The sequence below is a fragment of the Pseudomonas sp. AM14(2022) genome, assembly GCF_036346455.1.
GTDB classification, from domain to species: Bacteria; Pseudomonadota; Gammaproteobacteria; order Pseudomonadales; family Pseudomonadaceae; genus Aquipseudomonas; species Aquipseudomonas putida_A.
In genome coordinates, this window is record NZ_JAOTNY010000002.1 from 460,476 (window position 1) to 480,900 (window position 20,425).

Sequence of the window (20,425 nt, forward strand, 5' to 3'; positions counted from 1 at the left end):
CCACTCAGGGTTTGCCATAGTAAACATCAGCTTGGTTGATTATTTGGCCGGTCTATTTGCGCGGTTCAAGAAACCTATCAGGCTGCGAAAAACACACGCACACGTGTAGGAGCTGCCGAAGGCTGCGATCTGTTGATTTTGCTTTTTAAAAACAAGATCAAAAGATCGCAGCCTTCGGCAGCTCCTACAGGGAGTTGTTCGAAGCGGGCATTTCAGTGTTGGGCTTTGTGATCCAGCGCGGCGTAGAAGTTGGCGCTCTGTTGCAGGTATTTCTGGGTGTAGCTCTGGGTGTGGGATTTTTTGCTGCTGATTTCAACGTTGGCACTGGCTGGCAATGCAACGGTGGCGGAGATGGCGGAAGCGGCGATGACAGAGAAGAGATTGAAATTCATGGCGGTAACCCTCGTGTTCGGTTGGCTTGCTTTGCCCGGTTGGGCCGTGAAGCAAACTTAACGCTCGAGGGTTGATCGCTTGAAATGCTTTGTAGCATTACCGGATATCAGCGCGATTAATACAACGAGACAGGCCCCGCAAACCGGGGCCTGTGGCTTATTGTCGCACTAGAAACTTCAGGTCGCTGGGGGCGTCCATCGGCAGTTTTTGCACGGTTTTGCCGAGCAGACCGGTCTTGGCATCGCGCTCGACGACGACAATTTCGTTGCTCTTCTGGTTGGCGATCAGCAGGAACTTGCCACTCGGATCGAGGCTGAACTCACGCGGGTGATCGCCTTCAACTGAGCGTTTTTGCAGCTCTTTGAGCTGTCCGTTCGCCGGATCGATGCTGAACACCAGCAGTTGATTGGCGGTGCCACGGTTGCTGACGTAGAGGAACTTGCCATCGGCCGAGGCATGCAGCGCGGCGGCGGCTTTGTCCGAGGTCGGCTGACCGGCGGCCAGATCGACCATTTGCGTCTGGGTCAGCACGCCGTCGTGGTAGTCGAACACCGCGACCTGCGCGCTCATTTCCATGGTCAGCCAGGCATGCTTGCCGTCGGCACTGAATAGCAGATGACGCGGGCCACTGCCGGCCGGCAGGCTCACCGAAGCGGTTTTCGCCGGGGTCAGCGGCAGGTCCGGGTTGGCCTTCGGGTCGAACTGGTAGATGAAGACCTTGTCCGCACCGAGGTCGTTGGAGAACACGTAGCGACCATCCGGCGAGGACACCGTCGAGTGCACGTGGTTCGAGGCCTGACGCTCGGGATTGACCCGGCTCGCCGGGTGCGCACTCATCTGCACCACCGGTTTGAGTTTGCCATCGGCGCCGACCGGCAACACCGCGAGGGTGCCACCCGGATCTTCGACCACCGAATAGTTGCTGACGAACAGATGGCTGGCATCGCCGCTGAGGCTCGAATGGGTCGGCTCGTTGCCCAGGCTCTGCACTTGATTGATCAGGGTCAGGGCGTGGGTCTTGGGATCGATCGAGTAGCTGCTGACACGGCCGACCGGGTCTTTCTGGCCGGGGCCGTTTTCATTGACCACGAACAGTTGCTTCTGGTCTTTGGACAGGGTCAGCCACGACGGGTTTTCGCTCTTCACCACTTGCAGCGGCTTGGCAGCGATCTGTCCGGTGGCGCTATCGAAATTCATTCGATAGATGCCTTGGCTGGTGCCTGCGGTGTAGGAGCCCACCAGCAATTGATAGGTCTCGGCGCTGGCACTGGAAAGGCCCATCGCACCGACACTGCCGGCCATCAGCAGTGGCCAGAATTTACGCATGTTCATTGATCATCTTCCTCGTCATCGCTGCTGCTGACTACATCACCGAGGCAGACCAGACGGTGCTCGCCGATGGTTTTGGTATCGCTGGCGTAGCCATTGATGAGCCAGCTCTGCAGGTCTTCATCAAACGTTGCTGCTTCAACCTGAGCCGGCGTGAATTCCCAATGCTTGGCCTCTCGGCCGTCGATGCATTCGATGTGCAGGTTGTCGTCTTCGTCGAGGGCGAATTCGAAGGCGTGCAGGCCGTCGATTTCGACCATGCCGCAGTGTTCGAGGGCGTTGAGAAGGGTTTGGGCAGTCATGGCAAACAGTCTTTCTTAGGGGGGAAAGGGCCAATGATAGCTCATTGTCGTGCCCGGCCCTTGTAGGAGTGAGCCTGCTCGCGATGGCGGTGTGTCATCCAACCAAGATGTCGAATGTGAAACCGCTATCGCGAGCAGGCTCACTCCTACAGGGGATTTGCGGTGTGGGTTAGAAGGCGTCGCGTGACGGCTTGCCATCCACCAGCCGCTGAATGCGCAACGGATTGCCATTCTTCAGCGGTTCCGGCAACAAGCTGTCGGGGTAGTTCTGGAAGCACACCGGGCGCAGGAAGCGATCAATCGCCAGCGTCCCCACCGACGTTCCGCGCGCATCCGATGTCGCCGGATACGGCCCGCCATGCACCATCGAATCACACACTTCCACACCCGTCGGATAGCCATTGAGCAGGATCCGTCCGACTTTCTGTTCGAGCAGCGGTGTCAGTTCCGGGAAGCGTTCGAAGTCGTCCAGTTCGCCGATCATCGTTGCCGTCAGCTGGCCGTGCAGCCCATGCAACGCCGCGCTCAGCTCGGCCTTGTCCGCCACTTCGACGATGACTGTGGTCGGGCCAAATACTTCTTCCTGCAGCACTTCATCGCCGTTGATCAACAGGCTGACGTCTGCCTTGAACAGTTGCGGCTGCGCCTGACTGCCCTGCTGCGGATTACCCGCCAGATGCTCGATGCCGGAATGCGCCAGCAACTTTTGCAGACCTTTGCCATAGCTGCCGAGGGTGCCGGCGTTGAGCATGGTCTGCGCCGGTTGGTCGCCAATCAGCCCGGCGACTTGCTGGACGAAGGCGCTGAACTGCGGCGAGCGAATACCAATGACCAAACCCGGATTGGTGCAGAACTGGCCGCAGCCCTGCACCACTGAAGCGGTCAGGTCGCGGGCAATGGTTTCCGAGCGCTCAGCCAAGGCTTGAGGCAGAACGATCACCGGGTTGATGCTCGACATCTCGGCGAACACCGGGATCGGTTGCGGCCGCGCCGCTGCCATGTCGTAGAGTGCCCGACCGCCCTTGAGCGAACCGGTGAAGCCGACGGCCTGAATCGCCGGATGTTTGACCAGCCATTCACCGACGCCACCGCCGTAGATCATGTTGAATACACCGGCCGGCATCGCCGTTTTTTCGGCGGCACGAATCAGTGCGTCGGCAACAAGTTCAGCGGTTGCCATGTGGCCGCTGTGGGCCTTGAACACCACCGGGCAGCCGGCGGCCAGCGCCGCAGCGGTGTCGCCACCGGCCGTCGAGAACGCCAGCGGGAAGTTGCTCGCACCGAACACTGCGACAGGGCCGAGGCCAATGCGGTATTGGCGCAGATCTGGACGCGGCAATGGCTGACGATCCGGCAATGGCAAATCGATTCGCGCGCCGTAGAAATCACCGCGCCGCAGGACTTTGGCGAACAGGCGCATCTGCCCGCTGGTACGCCCGCGCTCGCCCTGAATCCGCCCCGCCGGCAGCGCGGTTTCGCGGCAGACCAGCGCGACGAAATCATCACCCAAGGCATCCAGTTCATCGGCAATCGCGTCGAGAAATTGCGCGCGACGTTCGGCGCTGAGGCTGCGATAGGCCGGGTACGCTGCTGCGGCGGCTTTGGCGGCGGCATCGACTTCGGCTTCAGTCGCTTGAATGAAATCGTACGGCAGCTGTTCGCCGGCGGTCGCGTCGACGCTTTGCAGTTTCACATTGCCCGCTGCGCTGCGCTGTCCGCCAATGTAGTTGTGACCGAGAATCTGAGTCATGGGAGCTCCTTAAAGGGTGCCGATGCTGTCCGGTTGAAAAGCCGCTGCTGCCGGGGCGATACCGTTGACCAGCGGGGCGCCGAATTCGGCCTGGCTGATTTCAAACCGATCGCCCGGTTGGGTGCGGATGCCATCGGCGAACGACAGGGTCGCGGTGCCGAAAAAGTGGATGTGCACGTCGCCGGGACGCAGGAACTGGCGGTATTTGAAATGGTGGTATTCGAGGTTGGCGAGGCTGTGACACATGTTGGCTTCGCCGCTGAGGAATTCGTTCTGCCACAGCACTTCGCCGTTACGCAGGATGCGGCTGGTGCCAGCCAGATGCTGCGGCAATTCACCGGTGCGCAGTTCCGGGCCGTAGCTGCAACTGCGCAGTTTCGAGTGGGCCAGGTACAGGTAATTCTTGCGCTCCATGACGTGGTCGGAGAACTCGTTGCCCACCGCGAAACCGAGGCGATACGGTTTGCCGTCGTGGCCGATGACGTAGAGCCCGGCCATTTCCGGTTCCTCGCCGGCATCCTCGGCAAACGGTGGCAACGGGAACGCCTCGCCCGGACGCACGACGATGCTGCCGTCGCCCTTGTAGAACCATTCCGGCTGCACGCCCGCCTGCCCCGCCGCCGGTTTGCCGCCCTCCACGCCCCATTTGAAGATGCGCATGGTGTCGGTCATTTGCGCTTCGTCACCGGCCTGCTGATGCATCTTGTCCCGCGCCGAGGCGCTGCCCAGATGCGTCAGGCCGGTACCGCTGACCAGCAGGTGCGCCGGGTCCGGGTGATCCAGCGGTGGCAGGATGCGCCGGTCTTTGAGCAACTGCACATAGTCATGACTGATGCCCAGGCCGTGGGTTTGTACTTGCTGCTCCAGAGTGCCGCCGGCCTCAATCGCGGCCAGCGCGAGATCGCGAACGCTGCGGGCGTCCTGCACTTCGCGGATCAGCCCGTTGTCGACCACGCCGACGCGGCGCTCGCCGTTAATCAATTCGAATTGAACCAGATGCATATGTCCTCTCCTGTTTTAGTGGGAACACCGCAGCCCCCTGTAGGAGTGAGCCTGCTCGCGATTGCGGTGTGTCAATCACCATAAATATTGAATGTGCCGGCCTCATCGCGAGCAGGCTCACTCCTACAAGGGTCGGTACCAGCCAGTCAGGTACGGGTGGCACCGCGCGCACTGGCGGCGAACTGCTCGACCGGCAGCACGTGTTTGCGCTCAAGCACGCGGTAGACGATTCCGGTAAGAATCAAACCGAACACCATCACCCCGCTGAGGAAATACAGCCCCGAAGCCAGATTCCCGGTGTACTCCTTCAACGCCCCGATCACGAACGGCCCGATGTAGCCACCGAGGTTGCCCACCGAGTTGATCAGCGCGATCCCCGCCGCCGCACTCGCACCGGCAAAGAATCGTCCCGGCAAGGTCCAGAACACCGCGGTGCAGGAAAACAGCGCGAACGCCACCAGGCACAGCGCCGCCAGTTGCGCCACCGGCAGGGTCAGCCACGCGCTGAAGAACAGGCCCAGCGCACCCAGTACATAGAGCACCGCCAGATGGCCGTAGCGATCATTCATGCGGTCGGAGCTGCGCGGCACGATCAGCAGGCCGACGATGCCGAAGATGTACGGCACCGCCGAGACGAAACCGGTCACCAGATCGCTGCCGCCGAACTGTTTGATCAGCGTCGGCAGCCACAGGCCGAGGCCATAAATACTCAGGGTCACCGGCAGGTAAAACAGCGCCAGCAGCAGCACGCGTTTGTCCTTGAGTGCATGCAGCGGGTTGCCGTGACGGGTCTGGCCGTATTCCTGCAAATCCTTTTTCAGTTCGCCGGTCAGCCAGTCTTTCTCGGCCTGATCCATCCACTTCACGTTCTGCGGGCCATCGGGCAGCCAGCGCAATACCGGCCAGGTCAGGAGGATCGCCGGGGTGCCGATGACGATGAACAGCCACTGCCAGCCGTGCAGCCCGAGGATGCCGTCCATGCCCAGCAAGCCGCCGGACACCGGGCCGGTGATCATCATCGCGATCGGCTGGGAGAGGATGAACAGGCCGAGGATCTTGCCGCGATGGCGCACCGGGAACCATTGGGTGATGTAGTAGAGAACGCCGGGGAAGAACCCCGCCTCCGCCGCGCCGAGCAGAAAGCGTATCACGTAGAAACTGTGCGGCCCCTGGACGAACGCCATGCCGATGGTGATTGCGCCCCAGGTGATCATGATCCGCGCAAACCAGCGCCGCGCACCGAAGCGTTCGAGCATGAGGTTGCTGGGGATTTCGAGAAGAAAGTAACCGATGAAAAACAGCCCGGCACCGAGGCCATAGGCCGCGTCACCGATGCCGATGTCGGCGCCCATGTGCAGCTTGGCGAAGCCGACGGCGGAGCGATCCACATAGGCGATCAGGTACAGCAGGATCAGGAAGGGAATCAGTTTCAGCGTGATGCGCCGGACAAGCCGCAGTTCCTGGCTCATGGGATCGGTCTCCGATTGTTGTTTTTATAGAACCTCGGGGGACGCCTCTCGCGGAAAACCGCCAGGGCCAATCCCTCCGTCGAAAACGACTATATAGTAATACTAATTAGCCAACAACACTTCCAAAGCGGCGATTTTGCGCTTATGTTTAGCCGTGACTCGCAAACAATAGTCTTACAATAAGAGAACCGATCATGTCTGAGAAGAAACCCACCCTGCGCTCGGCCCAATGGTTTGGCACTGCCGACAAGAACGGCTTCATGTACCGCAGCTGGATGAAGAATCAGGGCATCGCCGACCACCAGTTTCACGGCAAGCCGATCATCGGCATCTGCAACACCTGGTCGGAACTGACCCCGTGCAACGCACATTTCCGCCAGATTGCGGAGCACGTCAAACGCGGGGTGATCGAGGCTGGCGGCTTTCCGGTGGAATTCCCGGTGTTCTCCAATGGCGAGTCAAACCTGCGCCCGACCGCCATGCTCACCCGCAACCTGGCGAGCATGGACGTTGAAGAGGCGATTCGCGGCAATCCGATTGACGGCGTGGTGCTGCTGACTGGCTGCGACAAGACCACCCCGGCGCTGCTGATGGGCGCGGCCAGTTGCGACGTGCCGGCGATCGTCGTCACCGGCGGGCCGATGCTCAACGGCAAGCACAAGGGCAAGGACATCGGCTCCGGCACGGTGGTCTGGCAGCTCAGCGAGCAGGTCAAGGCCGGCACTATCACCATTGACGACTTCCTCGCGGCCGAGGGCGGCATGTCACGCTCGGCGGGCACCTGCAACACCATGGGCACCGCGTCGACCATGGCCTGCATGGCCGAAGCACTGGGCACGTCCCTGCCGCACAACGCAGCGATTCCGGCGGTGGATGCGCGGCGTTATGTGCTGGCGCACATGTCCGGCATGCGCGCGGTGGAGATGGTGCGCGAAGACTTGCGCCTGTCGAAGATCCTGACCAAGGAAGCGTTTGAAAACGCCATTCGGGTCAACGCGGCTATTGGCGGTTCGACCAACGCGGTGATCCACTTGAAAGCCATCGCCGGTCGCATCGGTGTCGAGCTGGATCTGGACGACTGGACGCGTATCGGGCGCGGCATGCCGACCATTGTCGACCTGCAACCGTCCGGGCGTTTCCTGATGGAAGAGTTTTACTACGCCGGTGGCTTGCCGGCGGTGCTGCGGCGTCTCGGCGAAGCCAATCTGATCCCCAATCCCAATGCGCTGACCGTCAACGGTAAATCGCTGGGCGAGAACACCAAAGACGCGCCGATCTACGGCGAGGACGAAGTGATCCGCACCCTCGACAATCCAATCCGCGCTGACGGTGGCATCTGCGTGCTGCGCGGCAATTTGGCGCCGCTCGGTGCGGTGCTCAAGCCGTCCGCCGCCACACCTGAGCTGATGCAACATCGCGGTCGTGCGGTGGTGTTCGAGAACTTCGACATGTACAAGGCGCGGATCAATGATCCGGAACTGGATGTCGATAAAGATTCGATTTTGGTGATGAAAAACTGCGGGCCGAAGGGTTATCCGGGCATGGCCGAGGTCGGCAACATGGGCTTGCCGGCCAAGCTGCTGGCGCAGGGTGTGACCGATATGGTGCGCATTTCTGATGCGCGAATGAGCGGCACCGCGTACGGCACGGTGGTGTTGCACGTCGCCCCGGAAGCGGCAGCCGGCGGGCCGTTGGCGGTGGTGCAGGAAGGCGACTGGATCGAGCTGGATTGCGCCAGCGGGCGTTTGCATTTGGGCATTCCGGATGCCGAACTGGCAGCGCGCATGGCGGATCTGCAGCCGCCGCAGCAGTTGTTGGTGGGTGGCTATCGTCAGCTGTACATCGACCATGTGCTGCAGGCGGATCAGGGTTGTGATTTCGACTTCCTGGTGGGTTGCCGAGGGGCGGAAGTCCCGCGCCACTCCCATTAACAGCAAAAGATCGCAGCCTGCGGCAGCTCCTACCTTGGAATGCATTCCCACTGTGGGAGCGGGCTTGCTCGCGAAGAGGGAGTGTCAGTGCCATATTTTTGGCTGACACTCCGCTTTCGCGAGCAAGCCCGCTCCCACATTTGGCTACTGTGTCTGCCTCAATACAGTGCCGTGCCTGCTATGATGCGCGGCATCTCCATCGCTCAGGATCGCGCCGTTCCCCATGGATTACCGCAAACCTTCCGACCGTAAAAGCATGCACTCGCGCATTGTCCAGGAACTGGGCATGCAGATCGTCTCCGGACGTTTTTTGCCCGACGACAAACTGCCCGCCGAAGCGCTGTTGTGCGAGGAATACGCGGTCAGCCGTCCGGTGTTGCGCGAAGCCACGCGGGTGCTGGTGGCCAAGGGGCTGGTGTATTCAAAACCGCGGGTCGGCACGGTGGTCAAGGCCCGTCGCGAGTGGCACATGCTCGACCCGGACGTGCTGCACTGGCTGATGCAAAGCAGCCCGCAGAATGAATTCTTCAATGTGCTGACCAGTGTGCGCAGCATCATCGAACCGGCCGCTGCCGCCCTCGCCGCCCAGCACGCTACAGAGGCCGACATCGCCGCCATCGGCGAGGCCTATCAACGCATGGAAGCAGCGCCGACACCGGAAGCCTTGCTGCAACCGGACCTGGACTTCCACAGCCGCATCGCCGACGCGACCCATAACGATCTGCTGGCGAACCTGTGCAACATGCTTTCGGTGGCGATTGCCGAGGCGTTGAAGCATTCGAATCAACGGCCGAATCTGCATGAACTGGCGTTGCCGAGGCACAAAGCGATTCTAACGGCGATCGAGAACCGTGATGCGCTGGGTGCAAGGCATGCAACGCTGGTGCAGCTGGATGATGCGCGCAGTGCGCTTAGCGTCGTGCTAGGCACCGAGCTCTCCTGACACACCACAAATCCCCTGTGGGAGCGGGCTTGCTCGCGAATGCGGTGTGTCAGTCGGCACAAACTTATCTGACACACTGCATTCGCGAGCAAGCCCGCTCCCACAGGGGTTCAGCGTGAAGTTCAAGGCATGAAAAAGCCGCAACCCCAAGGTTGCGGCTTCGTCGTTTCAGGCATCCGGATCAGTGAGCAAACAGCGAATTGCCCTTCTGCCCCGCCAGCTTCTCCGGTTTGATCAGGAACTTCGCCAGCGCCGGCAGCAGCCACAGCGCACCGAACATGTTCCACAGCAACATGAAGGTCAGCATCAGGCCCATGTCGGCCTGGAACTTGATCGCCGAGAAGATCCAGGTGCACACCCCAATTGCAAGGCACAGACCGGTGAACAGCACCGCTTTACCGGTGGATTTCAGGGTCTGGTAATAGGCTTCCTGCAACGGCAGCCCGGCGCGCAGGAAACTTTCCAGTCGGCTGTAGATGTAGATGCCGTAGTCCACGCCGATCCCCACGCCCAGCGCCACCACCGGCAGGGTCGCAACCTTGACGCCGATGCCCATGAACGCCATCAGCGCGTTGCCCAGCACCGAGGTCAGCACCAGCGGCAGGACGATGCACAGCGTCGCCGCCCATGAACGGAAGGTGATCATGCACATCACCGCGACGCAGATGTACACCAGGATCAGGATGGTCAGCTCGGCCTGTTTGATCACTTCATTGGTGGCCGCTTCGATCCCGGCGTTACCGGCGGCGAGGATGAATTCAAGACCGTCCTTGTTGTTGGCCTTGGCGAATTCCTGCACCGCGTGTACCGCACGGTCGAGGGTTTCAGCCTTGTGGTCATTGAGGAAGATCAACACCGGCGCCAGCGAACAGCTGTTGTTGTACAGGCCGTCGGCGCGGGCGATCGAGTTGTTCAGCACGTCCGGGTTGCGCGACAGGGTTTCCCATTTCAGGTTGCCCTCGTTCATGCCCTTGATCATCTGCTTGGACACGGTCACCAGCGAGATCGCCGACTGCACGCCCTCGGTGTTCTGCATCTTCCACATCAGCTCGTCGATCGGTGCCATCGCTTCGTAGCGCGAGCAACCTTCGGTGGCGGTCTTGACCATCACCACCAGCACGTCGGAACTGGTGGAATAGTTGTTGATGATGAAGTTGTTGTCCTTGTTGTAGCGCGAGTCCGGACGCAGTTCCGGCGCGCCCTGGTCGAGGTCGCCGATTTTCAGGTTCTGGCTGTACCAGAGGCCGCCGCCGAAAGCGATCAGCGCCAGAGCGATGGAGATCGGTGCGACTTTCGGGCTGGCGAAGTTCGACAGGAAGCGCCAGAACGGATGTTCGCGATTCGCGTCCTTCTTGCTCTTGGCGATGGCGCGCTTGCTGATGCCGACATAGGAAATCGCTACCGGCAGCAGGATCAGGTTGGTGAACACGATCACCGCCACGCCGATGGAGGCGCCAATTGCGAGTTCGCGGATCACGCCGATGTCGATGATCAGCAGGGTGATGAAGCCCACGGCGTCGGCGAGAATCGCGATCATCCCCGGCAGGAACAGTTGCCGGAAGGTGCGCCGCGCCGCAGTCAGGGCGTTGTCCGCCTCACTCGATTGCAGGGCGATCCCGTTGATCTTCTGCACACCGTGGGAAATGCCGATGGCGAAGATCAGGAACGGCACCAGCATCGAGTACGGATCCAGCCCGAAACCGAAGAAGTGCATCAGCCCGAGCTGCCAGACCACCGCCACCAGTGTGGTGCTCAACACCGCCACGGTACTGCGCAGGCAGTTGGTGAACCACAGCAGCAGGATCAAGGTGATGACGAAAGCGATGCCGAAGAACATCACCACCATCACCAGCCCGTCGATCAGGTCACCGACCTTCTTGGCGAAGCCGACGATGTGGATCTTGACGTTGGGGTTCTGTGCTTCGAACTTGTTGCGGATCTTGTCTTCGAGTTCATGGGAGAACTGGCGGTAGTCCAGCGCCAGCAACTTGCCTTGGTCCTGCGGGTCCGGGTAGGACTCCAGCAGCGGGATGTCGACGATGCTCGACTTGAAGTCATTGGACACCAGCCGCCCAACCTGCCCGGATTTGAGGACGTTGTTGCGCAGCATGTCGAGGCTGTCCGGCGAGCCATCGTAGCTCTGCGGAATCACTTCACCGCCGGCGAAACCCTCTTCGGTCACTTCAGTCCAGCGTACGCTCGGGCTCCACAGCGACTTGAGACCGGAGCGGTCGACGCCGGAGATGTAGAACACCTCGTCGTTGATCTGCCGCAGGGTCTCCATGTACTCCCGGGAGAAGATGTCGCCGTCCTTGGCTTCCACCGAAATACGCACGGTGTTGCCCAGGTTCGCCAGGTCGTTGCGGTGCTCCATCATCTTCTCGATGAACGGATGCTTGAGCGGGATCATTTTTTCGAAACTGGTGGACGGCCGGATCAGCGTGGCCTGCCAGAACAGGAAGACGCTGACCACCAGACAGATCAGGATCACGGCCGGGCGGTTGTTGAAAATCAGACGCTCGAGGAGCGTCGCTTTGTCCTGCTGAGGAGTGATCAAGGAAGTCATAGCCCCGCCTTCTTATTATTGATTTCGGCGCCGTTTGGCTGCGTGGTGTGCACGCCGCCCTGCCCGGTCAGAATCAGATTGCCGTCGCCGGCCGCAGTGACCGAGGACAGCGAGATGCGGTCCGGGCGGTTGAACACGCTGAAGGTTTCGCCGTTGTCGCTGCTGCTGATCACCGAGCCGCCGTTGCCGACGATCACAATCGAGCCATCCGCGAGCAGGGTCGCGCCGGACAGACCGAACTCCAGCGCACCGCGCGCGGCCTTGAGTTCGACCTGCTGCCAGGTGCTGCCGAAATCGCTGGAGCGGTAGAGGTTGCCGCGCAGGCCGTAGGCCAACAGAGTCTGCGCCTGCGCGGTGCCGATCACGCCGAACAGCGAGCCTTGATACGGGCCCTGGATTTTCTCCCAGGTCTGGCCCCAGTCCGGGGAGCGGAACATGCTGCCCTGCTCGCCGACGATGAACAGCCCGGCGTCCTTGACGGCGGCGATGGCGTTGAGGTGGAACTGATCCTGATTGTCGAGGCGGTCGCTGACGTCTTGCCAGTTCTTGCCGCCGTCGGTGGTTTCCAGCAGCGCACCGTAAGCACCGACCGCAACACCGTGATTAACGTCCTGGAACCAGACGTCGAGCAGCGGTGCTTCGCGCTTGAGGTCTTCGAACTGTTTGCTCCAGGTCAGGCCGCCGTCTTCGCTGGCGAGAATCTGCGCGTCGTGACCGACCGCCCAGCCGTGCTTGTCGTCGACGAAATACACCGCCGTCAGCAGTTGCCGGGTCGGCACCTTGGCCTGGGTCCAGGTCTTGCCCTGGTCATCGGAATAGAGAATGTGCCCGCGATCACCCACCGCCACCAACCGGGTGCCGGCGTGGACTACATCGAGTATCAGGCTTTTGGCGGCTTTGGCCGATTCGGTGGAATACACCCCGTCGGCGGGCGCTTCGGCGGCCAGCACGGGTGCCGACAAGGCAGCACAGCCCAGCAGTGTGAGGGCTGTGGCCAGCAACGCGGTGTTGCGAAACGCCGGCGGGCGGCAACGACTCATAGACCTTCCCCTATTTATTATTGTTAGGCCATTGGGCCTTAGGGCGCCGCAAGGGTGCTCGTGGTGACTGACAGGTCACAAGCATAGCCGTGAAACCCGCAGTCCAGAGCGCCTTGGGAAGCTGGCTCATCCTATCGGGCTTTGGAAACGTCTGACAATCGGCGCCACGTTATCTTTTGTTAACCGGATGACCCTCCTGTCAGCGGTGATTTCCATCGTGGGAGGGGGCTTGCTCCCGAAGGCGCTGTGTCAGGCACCCGAGATGTCGACTGATCCACCGCTTTCGGGAGCAAGCCCCCTCCCACAGGGTGTAATGGTGTTTGTGAGATTGGGGCTGGCAGTGAATACACCGCCATTCGCCGGATGGATCCGGCAAATCTTGCGTGGGGGACTTGCACGATCGGTATTATGGTATACCATCAGACGCACAGACACTCTCAATCCCCCTACGGAGCAGCTCATGAGTTTCGAAATTCGCAAGATCGTCAGCTATGTCGAAGAAACCTTCATCGAAGGCGGCAAGGCCACCGACAAGCCGGTGACCATGGTCGGGCTGGCCGTGGTGATGAAGAACCCGTGGGTCGGCAACGGCTTCGTCGAGGATCTGAAACCGCAGATCCGCGCCAACTGCTCCGACCTCGGCGCCATGATGGTCGAGCGTCTGGTGGGCATCATCGGCGGCGCCGAGAAGATCGAGGCGTACGGCAAAGCGGCAGTGGTCGGCGCCGACGGCGAAATCGAGCACGCCTCGGCGGTGATCCACACCCTGCGCTTCGGCAACCACTACCGCGAGGCGGTCAAGGCCAAGAGCTACCTGAGCTTCACCAACAAGCGCGGTGGCCCGGGCACGTCGATCCAGATCCCGATGATGCACAAGGACGACGAAGGTCTGCGTTCGCACTACATCACCCTGGAAATGCAGATCGAAGACGCGCCGCGTGCCGACGAAATCGTCGTGGTGCTCGGGTGCGCCGACGGTGGCCGCCTGCACCCGCGCATCGGCAACCGCTACATCGATCTGGAAGAACTGGCCGCCGAAAAAGCCCAGTAATCACAATAAAAAGGCATTGCAGGAGCGCTCCATGATTCGGCTCACCGCTGAACTCACCCCGGCTGGCACCAGTTACCTGGCGACCGGCCAAGGCCAGCCCGTGGTCTTGATCCACGGCGTGGGCCTGAACAAAGAAATGTGGGGCGGCCAGATCGTTGGCCTGTCTGCCCAATACCAGGTGATCGCCTACGACATGCTCGGCCACGGCGCCAGCCCGCGCCCGGCCAGCGGCACCGGCCTGCTCGGTTATGCCGATCAGTTGCTGGAGCTGCTCGATCACCTGAATCTGCCTCAGGCTGCGGTGATCGGTTTCTCCATGGGCGGACTGGTGGCACGGGCGTTTGCCCTGCACTACCCGGAGCGCCTGCAAAGCCTGGTTGTGCTTAATAGCGTGTTCAACCGCAGTGAAGAACAGCGCGCCGGGGTCATCGCGCGCACTGCACAAGCTGCGGAACACGGGCCGGATGCCAATGCCGAAGCGGCGCTGTCGCGCTGGTTCAGCCGTGAATATCAGGCGGCCAACCCGGCGCAGATCGCAGCCATTCGTCAGACCCTGGCCGGCAACGACCCGCAGGGTTACCTGACCACCTACGAATTGTTCGCCACGCAGGACATGTACCGCGCCGACGACCTCGGCAGCATCCAGGCACCGACGCTGATCGCCACCGGCGAACTCGACCCCGGTTCCACCCCGGAAATGGCCGAGCAACTGGCCCGGCGCATCCCCGGCGCGAAGGTTGCGGTGCTGCCCGAGCAACGGCATATGATGCCGGTAGAGTCGCCGCGCCTGGTCAACCAGACGCTGCTGGAATTTCTCGACTACGCACACTCCCGACAAAACCCTATAAAGGGGATCGTTGCATGACACTCGCACGCTTCCAGATGTGCATCGGCGGAGAATGGGTCGACGCCCTCTCCGGCAAGACTTTCGAAAGCCTCAACCCGGCCAGCGCGCAAGCTTGGGCCGAACTGCCTGACGCCGGTGAAGCCGACGTCGAACGCGCCGTGCAAGCGGCGCAGACGGCTTTCGACAGCCCGGCCTGGCGCGGCCTCACCGCCACCGCACGCGGCAAACTGCTGCGCCGTCTCGGTGACCTGATCGCAGAAAACAAGGAACAACTGGCGCAGCTGGAAAGCCGCGACAACGGCAAGCTGATCCGCGAAACCCGGGGTCAGGTCGGCTATCTGCCGGAGTTCTTCCACTACACCGCAGGCCTGGCTGACAAGCTCGAAGGCGGTACGTTGCCGCTGGACAAGCCCGACCTGTTTGCCTACACCGTGCACGAAGCGATGGGTGTGGTTGCCGCGATCATTCCGTGGAACAGCCCGCTGTACCTGACCGCGATCAAACTGGCCCCGGCCCTCGCCGCCGGCAACACCATCGTGATCAAGCCTTCCGAACACGCCTCGGCGACCATCCTTGAGCTGGCACGTCTGGCCCTCGAAGCCGGGATTCCGCCGGGCGTGGTCAACGTTGTCACCGGTTACGGCCCGAGCACCGGCGCCGCCCTCACCCGCCATCCGCTGATCCGCAAGATCGCCTTCACCGGCGGCGCGGCCACGGCCCGGCATGTGGTGCGCAGCAGCGCCGAAAACTTCGCCAAACTGTCGCTGGAACTCGGCGGCAAATCGCCGAACATCATCTTCGCCGACGCCGATCTGGACAGCGCGATCAACGGCGCCATCGCCGGGATCTACGCCGCCTCGGGCCAGAGCTGCGTGTCCGGTTCGCGCCTGCTGGTGCAGGACGAAATCTACGACGAGTTCGTCAACCGCCTGGTCGAACGCGCCCAGCGCATCCGCATCGGCAATCCGCAGGAAGACCGCAGCGAAATGGGCCCGATGGCTACTGCGCAGCAATTGGCGGTGGTCGAAGGTCTGGTCGCCGATGCCATCGCTGAAGGCGCGCGGTTGCGCACCGGCGGCAAGCGTCCGGCTAATCTCGGTGACGGCTGGTTCTACGAGCCGACGCTGTTCGAGTGCGACCGCAACTCGATGAAGATCATGCAGGAAGAAGTTTTCGGCCCGGTGGCTTCGGTGATTCGCTTCAAAGACGAAGCCGAGGCGCTGGCAATCGCCAACGACTCGCAGTTTGGCCTCGCCGCCGGCATCTGGACCCGCGATCTCGGTCGCGCCCATCGTCTGGCGCGGGATGTGCGTTCGGGGATCATCTGGGTCAACACCTACCGCGCGGTTTCGGCCATGGCGCCGATCGGCGGTTTCAAGAACAGTGGCTATGGACGCGAAAGCGGCATCGATTCGGTGCTGGCCTACACCGAACTGAAAACGGTGTGGATCAATCTCTCTCAGGCTCCGATGCCTGATCCGTTTGTGATGCGCTAGGAGTCCTGCGACATGATCGAACCCGGCATTTACAAAGACGTCATGAGCTCGTTTCCGTCCGGAGTCACGGTGGTCACCACCCTCGACCCGGAGGGCGCCATCGTCGGCATCACCGCCAGCGCCTTCAGTGCGCTGTCGATTGATCCGGCGCTGGTGCTGTTCTGCCCCAACTACGCTTCCGACACCTACCCGGTGCTGCGCGACAGCAAGAAATTCGCGATCCATTTGCTGTCCGCCGACCAGACCGCTGAAGCCTATGCCTTTGCTGGTAAAGGCAAGGACAAGGCTAACGGCATCGAGTGGCATTTGAGCGAACTCGGTAACCCGATCCTCGCCAAGGCCACGGCGATCATTGAGTGCGAGTTGTGGCGTGAATACGACGGTGGTGATCACGCGATCATTGTCGGCGCGGTGAAGAACCTGATCCTGCCCGAGCAACCGGTGACGCCGATGATTTATCACAAGGGCAAGCTTGGGCCGTTGCCAACCCTGGCCTGATTAACACACCCAAATCCCAATGTGGGAGCGGGCTTGCTCGCGAATGCGGTGGATCATTCAACATTGATGTCGACTGACACGACGCATTCGCGAGCAAGCCCGCTCCCACAGGGGAAACAGGGTGACAGGAGGAATGATGAGCATCGAAAAGTACGAAAAAGGTCTGAAAATCCGCACCCAGGTGCTGGGCGAAGCCTACGTGCAGCGCTCCATCGACAACGCCGACGACTTCACCCGCCCGCTGCAGGAAATGGTCACCGAATACTGCTGGGGCCACGTCTGGGGCCGTGAGGGTTTGTCGCTCAAGGAGCGCAGCATGATCAACCTGGCGATGATCTCGGCGCTCAACCGCCCGCACGAACTCAAGCTGCATGTGCGCGGCGCCTTGCGTAACGGCCTGAGTCGTGAGCAAATACGCGAAATTCTGCTTCAGGTCGGTATTTATTGCGGCGTCCCGGCAGCCGTGGACAGTTTCCGGCTCGCCCGTGAAGCCTTCGCCGAAGCCGACGCCGAGGCCTCCAGTTAACCCCTCGGCTGTTTAGATGCCCGTCTGGCATGGACAGCCAACTTCAAGAGCGGACCCCATGAAACGCCAGCCACTCGACGACAGCTTCAAGGTCAATCGCAACCCCGTTACCCTGCGCGAAATCGTGCTGGATAAACTGCGTAGCGCGATCATGAATTTTCAGCTCATGCCCGGTGATCGTCTGGTCGAACGCGATCTGTGCGATCGCCTCGGTGTCAGCCGCACGTCGGTGCGCGAAGCCTTGCGTCACCTGGAGTCTGAAGGTCTGGTCGAGTTCGCCGATGCCAAAGGCCCACGGGTGGCGATCATCACCCTCGCCGATGCGGTCGACATCTACGAGCTGCGCTGCGTGCTCGAGGGTCTGATCGTCCAGCTGTTCACCCTGCGTGCCAAGGCCAAGGACATCAAGGCCCTGGAAAAAGCCCTCGACGAGAACCGCAAGGCGCTCAAGGACGGCGAGCTACAACAGGTGATCGACTCGGTACAGGGCTTCTACGACGTGCTGCTCGAAGGCTCGGGCAACCACGTTGCGGCCACTCAGTTGCGCCAGTTGCAGGCGCGCATCAGCTACCTGCGGGCGACCTCGGTGTCCCAGGAAAACCGGCGCGGCGCCAGTAACCACGAGATGGAAAAAATGGTCGAGGCGATCAAGAGCGGCGATCCGCTGGCGGCGCATCAGGCCTGTGTCGATCACGTACGCGCCGCTGCCGCCGTGGCCCTCGATTATCTCAAGCGCAAACAGGAAGAGATCGGCGCCACGCCGAACATCACCCTGCCCATCGCGCTGAAAGAACCGCGCATAGGTCACTGACATGTTCAGCCCGAGCTTTTGCCCGAAATGCGGTGGCCCTGACCTCGGTCAGCAGGTACCGCCGGGCGATACGCACGAGCGCCTGATGTGCCGCGGCTGCGGCTACATCCACTATGTGAACCCGAAAATCATCGCCGGCTGCATCATCGAGCAGGACGGCAAATATCTCTTGTGCCAACGGGCGATCCCCCCGCGCCCGGGCACCTGGACGCTGCCGGCCGGCTTCATGGAAAGCGGCGAGACCACCGAGCAGGCGGCGCTGCGCGAAGTCTGGGAAGAAAGCGGCGTGCGCGCGGAAATCGTCTCGCCATACTCGATTTTCAGCGTGCCGAAGATCAGCGAGGTGTACATCATCTTCCGCGCGATCGCGCTGGAGATCACCGGGCAGTTCGGCCCTGAGACCCTCGACTACAAGTTCTTTGCCCCTGAAGACATTCCGTGGGAGCAGATCTATTACCCGGCGATCCGGCAGATTCTCGAGCGTTACATCGAGGAGCGTCAGGCCGGGGTGTATGGGATCTACATGGGCAATGATGACAGCGGCAAGATCCACTTTATCCGCTGAGGATCACCTTCGCCCCTGTGGGAGCGGGCTTGCTCGCGAAGGCGGTGTGTCAGTCGATAGAAATGTTGAATGATTGACCGCCTTCGCGAGCAAGCCCGCTCCCACAGGGGATTTGTGGTGTTGCTTAAAGTGGGGCGATGCCTTCTACGATGACGATCTCCGCCCTCGCCCATTCCTCGCGATAACGTTTCGCCTCCTGATACGCCGCCGAGTGGTAGCACGCCAGCGCTTGCTCGTAGCTCTCGAATTCGATCACCACGCTACGCTGAGGAGTAGCTCTGCCCTCCAGCGCTTCGCTGCGTCCGCCCCGGGCCAGAAATTTCGCGCCGAACGCGGCGAAGGCTGCCGGTGCGCGCTGAGTGTATTGGCTGTAGTGCTCGGCATCGTCGACATCCACGTGGGCAATCCAGTACGCCTTCATAGTGACCTCTTTGTTGAATTTGTATTATGGTATACCAATATTATTTGCAACCAACCCTGAGAGTCCAGCATGGCCTTCAACAGCATCGAAGAAATCCTCGAAGATTATCGCCTCGGCAAAATGGTCCTGCTGGTCGATGACGAAGATCGGGAAAACGAAGGCGACCTGCTGCTGGCCGCCGACTGCTGCACACCCGAGGCGATCAGCTTCATGGCGCGTGAGGCGCGCGGGCTGATTTGCCTGACACTGACTGACGAGCACTGCCAGCGCCTGGGCCTTGAGCAAATGGTGCCGAGCAACGGCAGCGTGTTCAGTACCGCGTTTACCGTGTCGATTGAAGCGGCGGTCGGGGTCACCACTGGCATTTCTGCAGCTGACCGCGCACGCACGGTCGCGGCCGCTGTGGCCAAAGACGCCCGCGCCGAAGACTTGGTGCAGCCTGGGCACATCTTCCCGCTGCGCGCCAAGGAAGGCGGCGTGCTGACCCGCGCCGGCCACACCGAAGCCGGCTGCGACCTCGCCCGCCTCGCCGGTTTCACCCCAGCCTCGGTGATCGTCGAGGTGATGAACGATGACGGCACCATGGCCCGCCGCCCGGATCTGGAAGTGTTCGCGCGCAAGCACGGAATCAAGATCGGCACCATCGCTGACCTGATTCATTATCGCCTGAGCACCGAGCACACCATCGAACGCATCGGCGAACGTGAGCTGCCGACGGTGCATGGCACGTTCCGTCTGATCACTTTCGAAGACCGCATCGAGGGTGGCGTGCACATGGCGATGGTGATGGGCGATCTGCGCCGCGAAGAGCCGACGCTGGTGCGTGTGCATGTGATTGATCCGCTGCGTGATCTGGTCGGCGCCGAGTACAGCGGGCCAAGCAACTGGACGCTGTGGGCGGCGTTGCAACGGGTCGCGGCGGAAGGTCATGGCGTTGTGGTGGTGTTGGCCAATCATGAATCGTCCCAGGCATTGCTTGAGCGCGTACCGCAATTGACCCAGCCGCCGCGGCAGTTCAGCCGCTCGCAATCGCGGATTTATTCGGAGGTGGGTACCGGGGCGCAGATTCTGCAGAACCTGGGGGTGGGCAAGCTGCGCCACTTGGGTCCGCCGCTGAAGTATGCAGGGTTGACCGGGTATGACCTGGAAGTGGTCGAGAGCATCCCCTTCAGCGAATAACCCACGCCAACCACAATTCCAACTGTAGGAGTGAGCCTGCTCGCGATAGCGGTGGATCAGCCAACATCATCGCAGAACGTCACACCGCTTTCGCGAGCAGGCTCACTCCTACAGGGTTTTGCATTTCAATTTAATTCCCTCGAGCTCAAAAAAAGCCCATCCGCCAGATAACCGGTAAGGCAAAGTGCTTGCACAAAGTTTGGAATACCATAATATGATATTCCATAGACCGGACGACCTGAAAAACCGTCCGGCTACTGCTCCCGACAGGCGGGCAACAACGCAAGCCCGCTCAAAAACACAACA

At 61.3% G+C, this 20,425-nt stretch carries 19 protein-coding genes; 10 read left to right on the plus strand and 9 right to left on the minus strand.

The window, feature by feature from the left end:
* Positions 1-212: 212 nt before the first annotated feature.
* The 6 genes from V3W27_RS05625 to V3W27_RS05650 all read right to left on the minus strand — a co-directional run bounded on the left by V3W27_RS05625 (position 213) and on the right by V3W27_RS05650 (position 6,245).
* A complete protein-coding gene (locus V3W27_RS05625) occupies positions 213-392 on the minus strand; it encodes a hypothetical protein (protein ID WP_085703571.1) in 180 nt (59 codons plus the stop codon).
* A 157-nt stretch (positions 393-549) separates the two neighbouring features.
* A complete protein-coding gene (locus tag V3W27_RS05630; RefSeq protein ID WP_247269003.1) occupies positions 550-1,725 on the minus strand; it encodes a lactonase family protein in 1,176 nt (391 codons plus the stop codon).
* Positions 1,722-2,024, minus strand: coding sequence for a DUF5629 family protein (locus V3W27_RS05635; protein WP_330206136.1), 303 nt, complete (start codon positions 2,022-2,024; stop codon positions 1,722-1,724). Before V3W27_RS05635 ends, V3W27_RS05630 begins: the two co-directional genes overlap by 4 nt.
* A gap of 169 nt (positions 2,025-2,193) precedes the next feature.
* The gene (locus tag V3W27_RS05640) at positions 2,194-3,774 is read right to left on the minus strand and encodes an aldehyde dehydrogenase (NADP(+)) (RefSeq protein ID WP_330206137.1); all 1,581 of its coding nucleotides are present in this window, start codon (positions 3,772-3,774) and stop codon (positions 2,194-2,196) included.
* A 9-nt stretch (positions 3,775-3,783) separates the two neighbouring features.
* Positions 3,784-4,776 (minus strand): AraD1 family protein, encoded by a 993-nt coding sequence (gene araD1, locus V3W27_RS05645; protein ID WP_330206138.1) that lies wholly within the window; start codon positions 4,774-4,776, stop codon positions 3,784-3,786.
* Positions 4,777-4,922: 146 nt separating this feature from the next.
* The gene (locus V3W27_RS05650) at positions 4,923-6,245 is read right to left on the minus strand and encodes an MFS transporter (protein WP_330206139.1); all 1,323 of its coding nucleotides are present in this window, start codon (positions 6,243-6,245) and stop codon (positions 4,923-4,925) included.
* Positions 6,246-6,439: 194 nt separating this feature from the next.
* On the opposite strand from V3W27_RS05650, the gene V3W27_RS05655 reads away from it, so the two are divergent.
* Both V3W27_RS05655 and V3W27_RS05660 read left to right on the plus strand, forming a co-directional pair.
* Positions 6,440-8,176 carry an IlvD/Edd family dehydratase gene (locus V3W27_RS05655; protein ID WP_330206140.1) on the plus strand — a complete coding sequence of 579 codons (1,737 nt, stop codon included), beginning with the start codon at positions 6,440-6,442 and terminating at the stop codon, positions 8,174-8,176.
* 223 nt (positions 8,177-8,399) lie between these two features.
* Complete coding sequence (locus V3W27_RS05660) at positions 8,400-9,119, plus strand: FadR/GntR family transcriptional regulator (RefSeq protein WP_007917986.1); 720 nt, start codon at positions 8,400-8,402, stop codon at positions 9,117-9,119.
* Positions 9,120-9,300: 181 nt separating this feature from the next.
* Here V3W27_RS05660 and V3W27_RS05665 read toward each other — a convergent pair whose 3' ends face one another.
* Positions 9,301-11,685, minus strand: a complete 2,385-nt coding sequence (locus V3W27_RS05665; protein ID WP_330206141.1) for an efflux RND transporter permease subunit — start codon at positions 11,683-11,685, stop codon at positions 9,301-9,303.
* Entirely contained in the window at positions 11,682-12,725 is a 1,044-nt protein-coding gene (locus tag V3W27_RS05670) for a WD40/YVTN/BNR-like repeat-containing protein (protein WP_027613078.1), read from the minus strand. The genes V3W27_RS05665 and V3W27_RS05670 overlap by 4 nt, the downstream gene beginning before the upstream one ends.
* Positions 12,726-13,185: 460 nt before the next feature.
* Between V3W27_RS05670 and V3W27_RS05675 the strand changes: the two genes are divergently transcribed.
* From V3W27_RS05675 to V3W27_RS05710, 7 genes are all read left to right on the plus strand, one after another.
* Positions 13,186-13,776, plus strand: a complete 591-nt coding sequence (locus tag V3W27_RS05675) for an amino acid synthesis family protein (RefSeq protein ID WP_007968626.1) — start codon at positions 13,186-13,188, stop codon at positions 13,774-13,776.
* A 31-nt stretch (positions 13,777-13,807) separates the two neighbouring features.
* Entirely contained in the window at positions 13,808-14,641 is an 834-nt protein-coding gene (locus V3W27_RS05680) for an alpha/beta fold hydrolase (RefSeq protein WP_330206142.1), read from the plus strand.
* Positions 14,638-16,119 carry an aldehyde dehydrogenase gene (locus V3W27_RS05685; RefSeq protein WP_330206143.1) on the plus strand — a complete coding sequence of 494 codons (1,482 nt, stop codon included), beginning with the start codon at positions 14,638-14,640 and terminating at the stop codon, positions 16,117-16,119. Before V3W27_RS05680 ends, V3W27_RS05685 begins: the two co-directional genes overlap by 4 nt.
* Before the next feature lie 12 nt (positions 16,120-16,131).
* A complete protein-coding gene (locus V3W27_RS05690; protein ID WP_115989588.1) occupies positions 16,132-16,617 on the plus strand; it encodes a flavin reductase family protein in 486 nt (161 codons plus the stop codon).
* Between the two features lie 136 nt (positions 16,618-16,753).
* Positions 16,754-17,143, plus strand: coding sequence for a carboxymuconolactone decarboxylase family protein (locus tag V3W27_RS05700; RefSeq protein ID WP_330206144.1), 390 nt, complete (start codon positions 16,754-16,756; stop codon positions 17,141-17,143).
* Between the two features lie 58 nt (positions 17,144-17,201).
* Positions 17,202-17,954 carry a GntR family transcriptional regulator gene (locus tag V3W27_RS05705; RefSeq protein WP_330206145.1) on the plus strand — a complete coding sequence of 251 codons (753 nt, stop codon included), beginning with the start codon at positions 17,202-17,204 and terminating at the stop codon, positions 17,952-17,954.
* Position 17,955: 1 nt separating this feature from the next.
* Positions 17,956-18,519: an NUDIX hydrolase gene (locus V3W27_RS05710; protein ID WP_098964282.1), complete on the plus strand. Its 564-nt coding sequence runs from the start codon at positions 17,956-17,958 to the stop codon at positions 18,517-18,519.
* 124 nt (positions 18,520-18,643) lie between these two features.
* Here V3W27_RS05710 and V3W27_RS05715 read toward each other — a convergent pair whose 3' ends face one another.
* The gene (locus tag V3W27_RS05715) at positions 18,644-18,940 is read right to left on the minus strand and encodes a DUF1330 domain-containing protein (RefSeq protein ID WP_096797223.1); all 297 of its coding nucleotides are present in this window, start codon (positions 18,938-18,940) and stop codon (positions 18,644-18,646) included.
* Between the two features lie 69 nt (positions 18,941-19,009).
* On the opposite strand from V3W27_RS05715, the gene ribBA reads away from it, so the two are divergent.
* Positions 19,010-20,119, plus strand: coding sequence for a bifunctional 3,4-dihydroxy-2-butanone-4-phosphate synthase/GTP cyclohydrolase II (ribBA, locus tag V3W27_RS05720; RefSeq protein WP_086790931.1), 1,110 nt, complete (start codon positions 19,010-19,012; stop codon positions 20,117-20,119).
* Positions 20,120-20,425 lie beyond the last annotated feature (306 nt).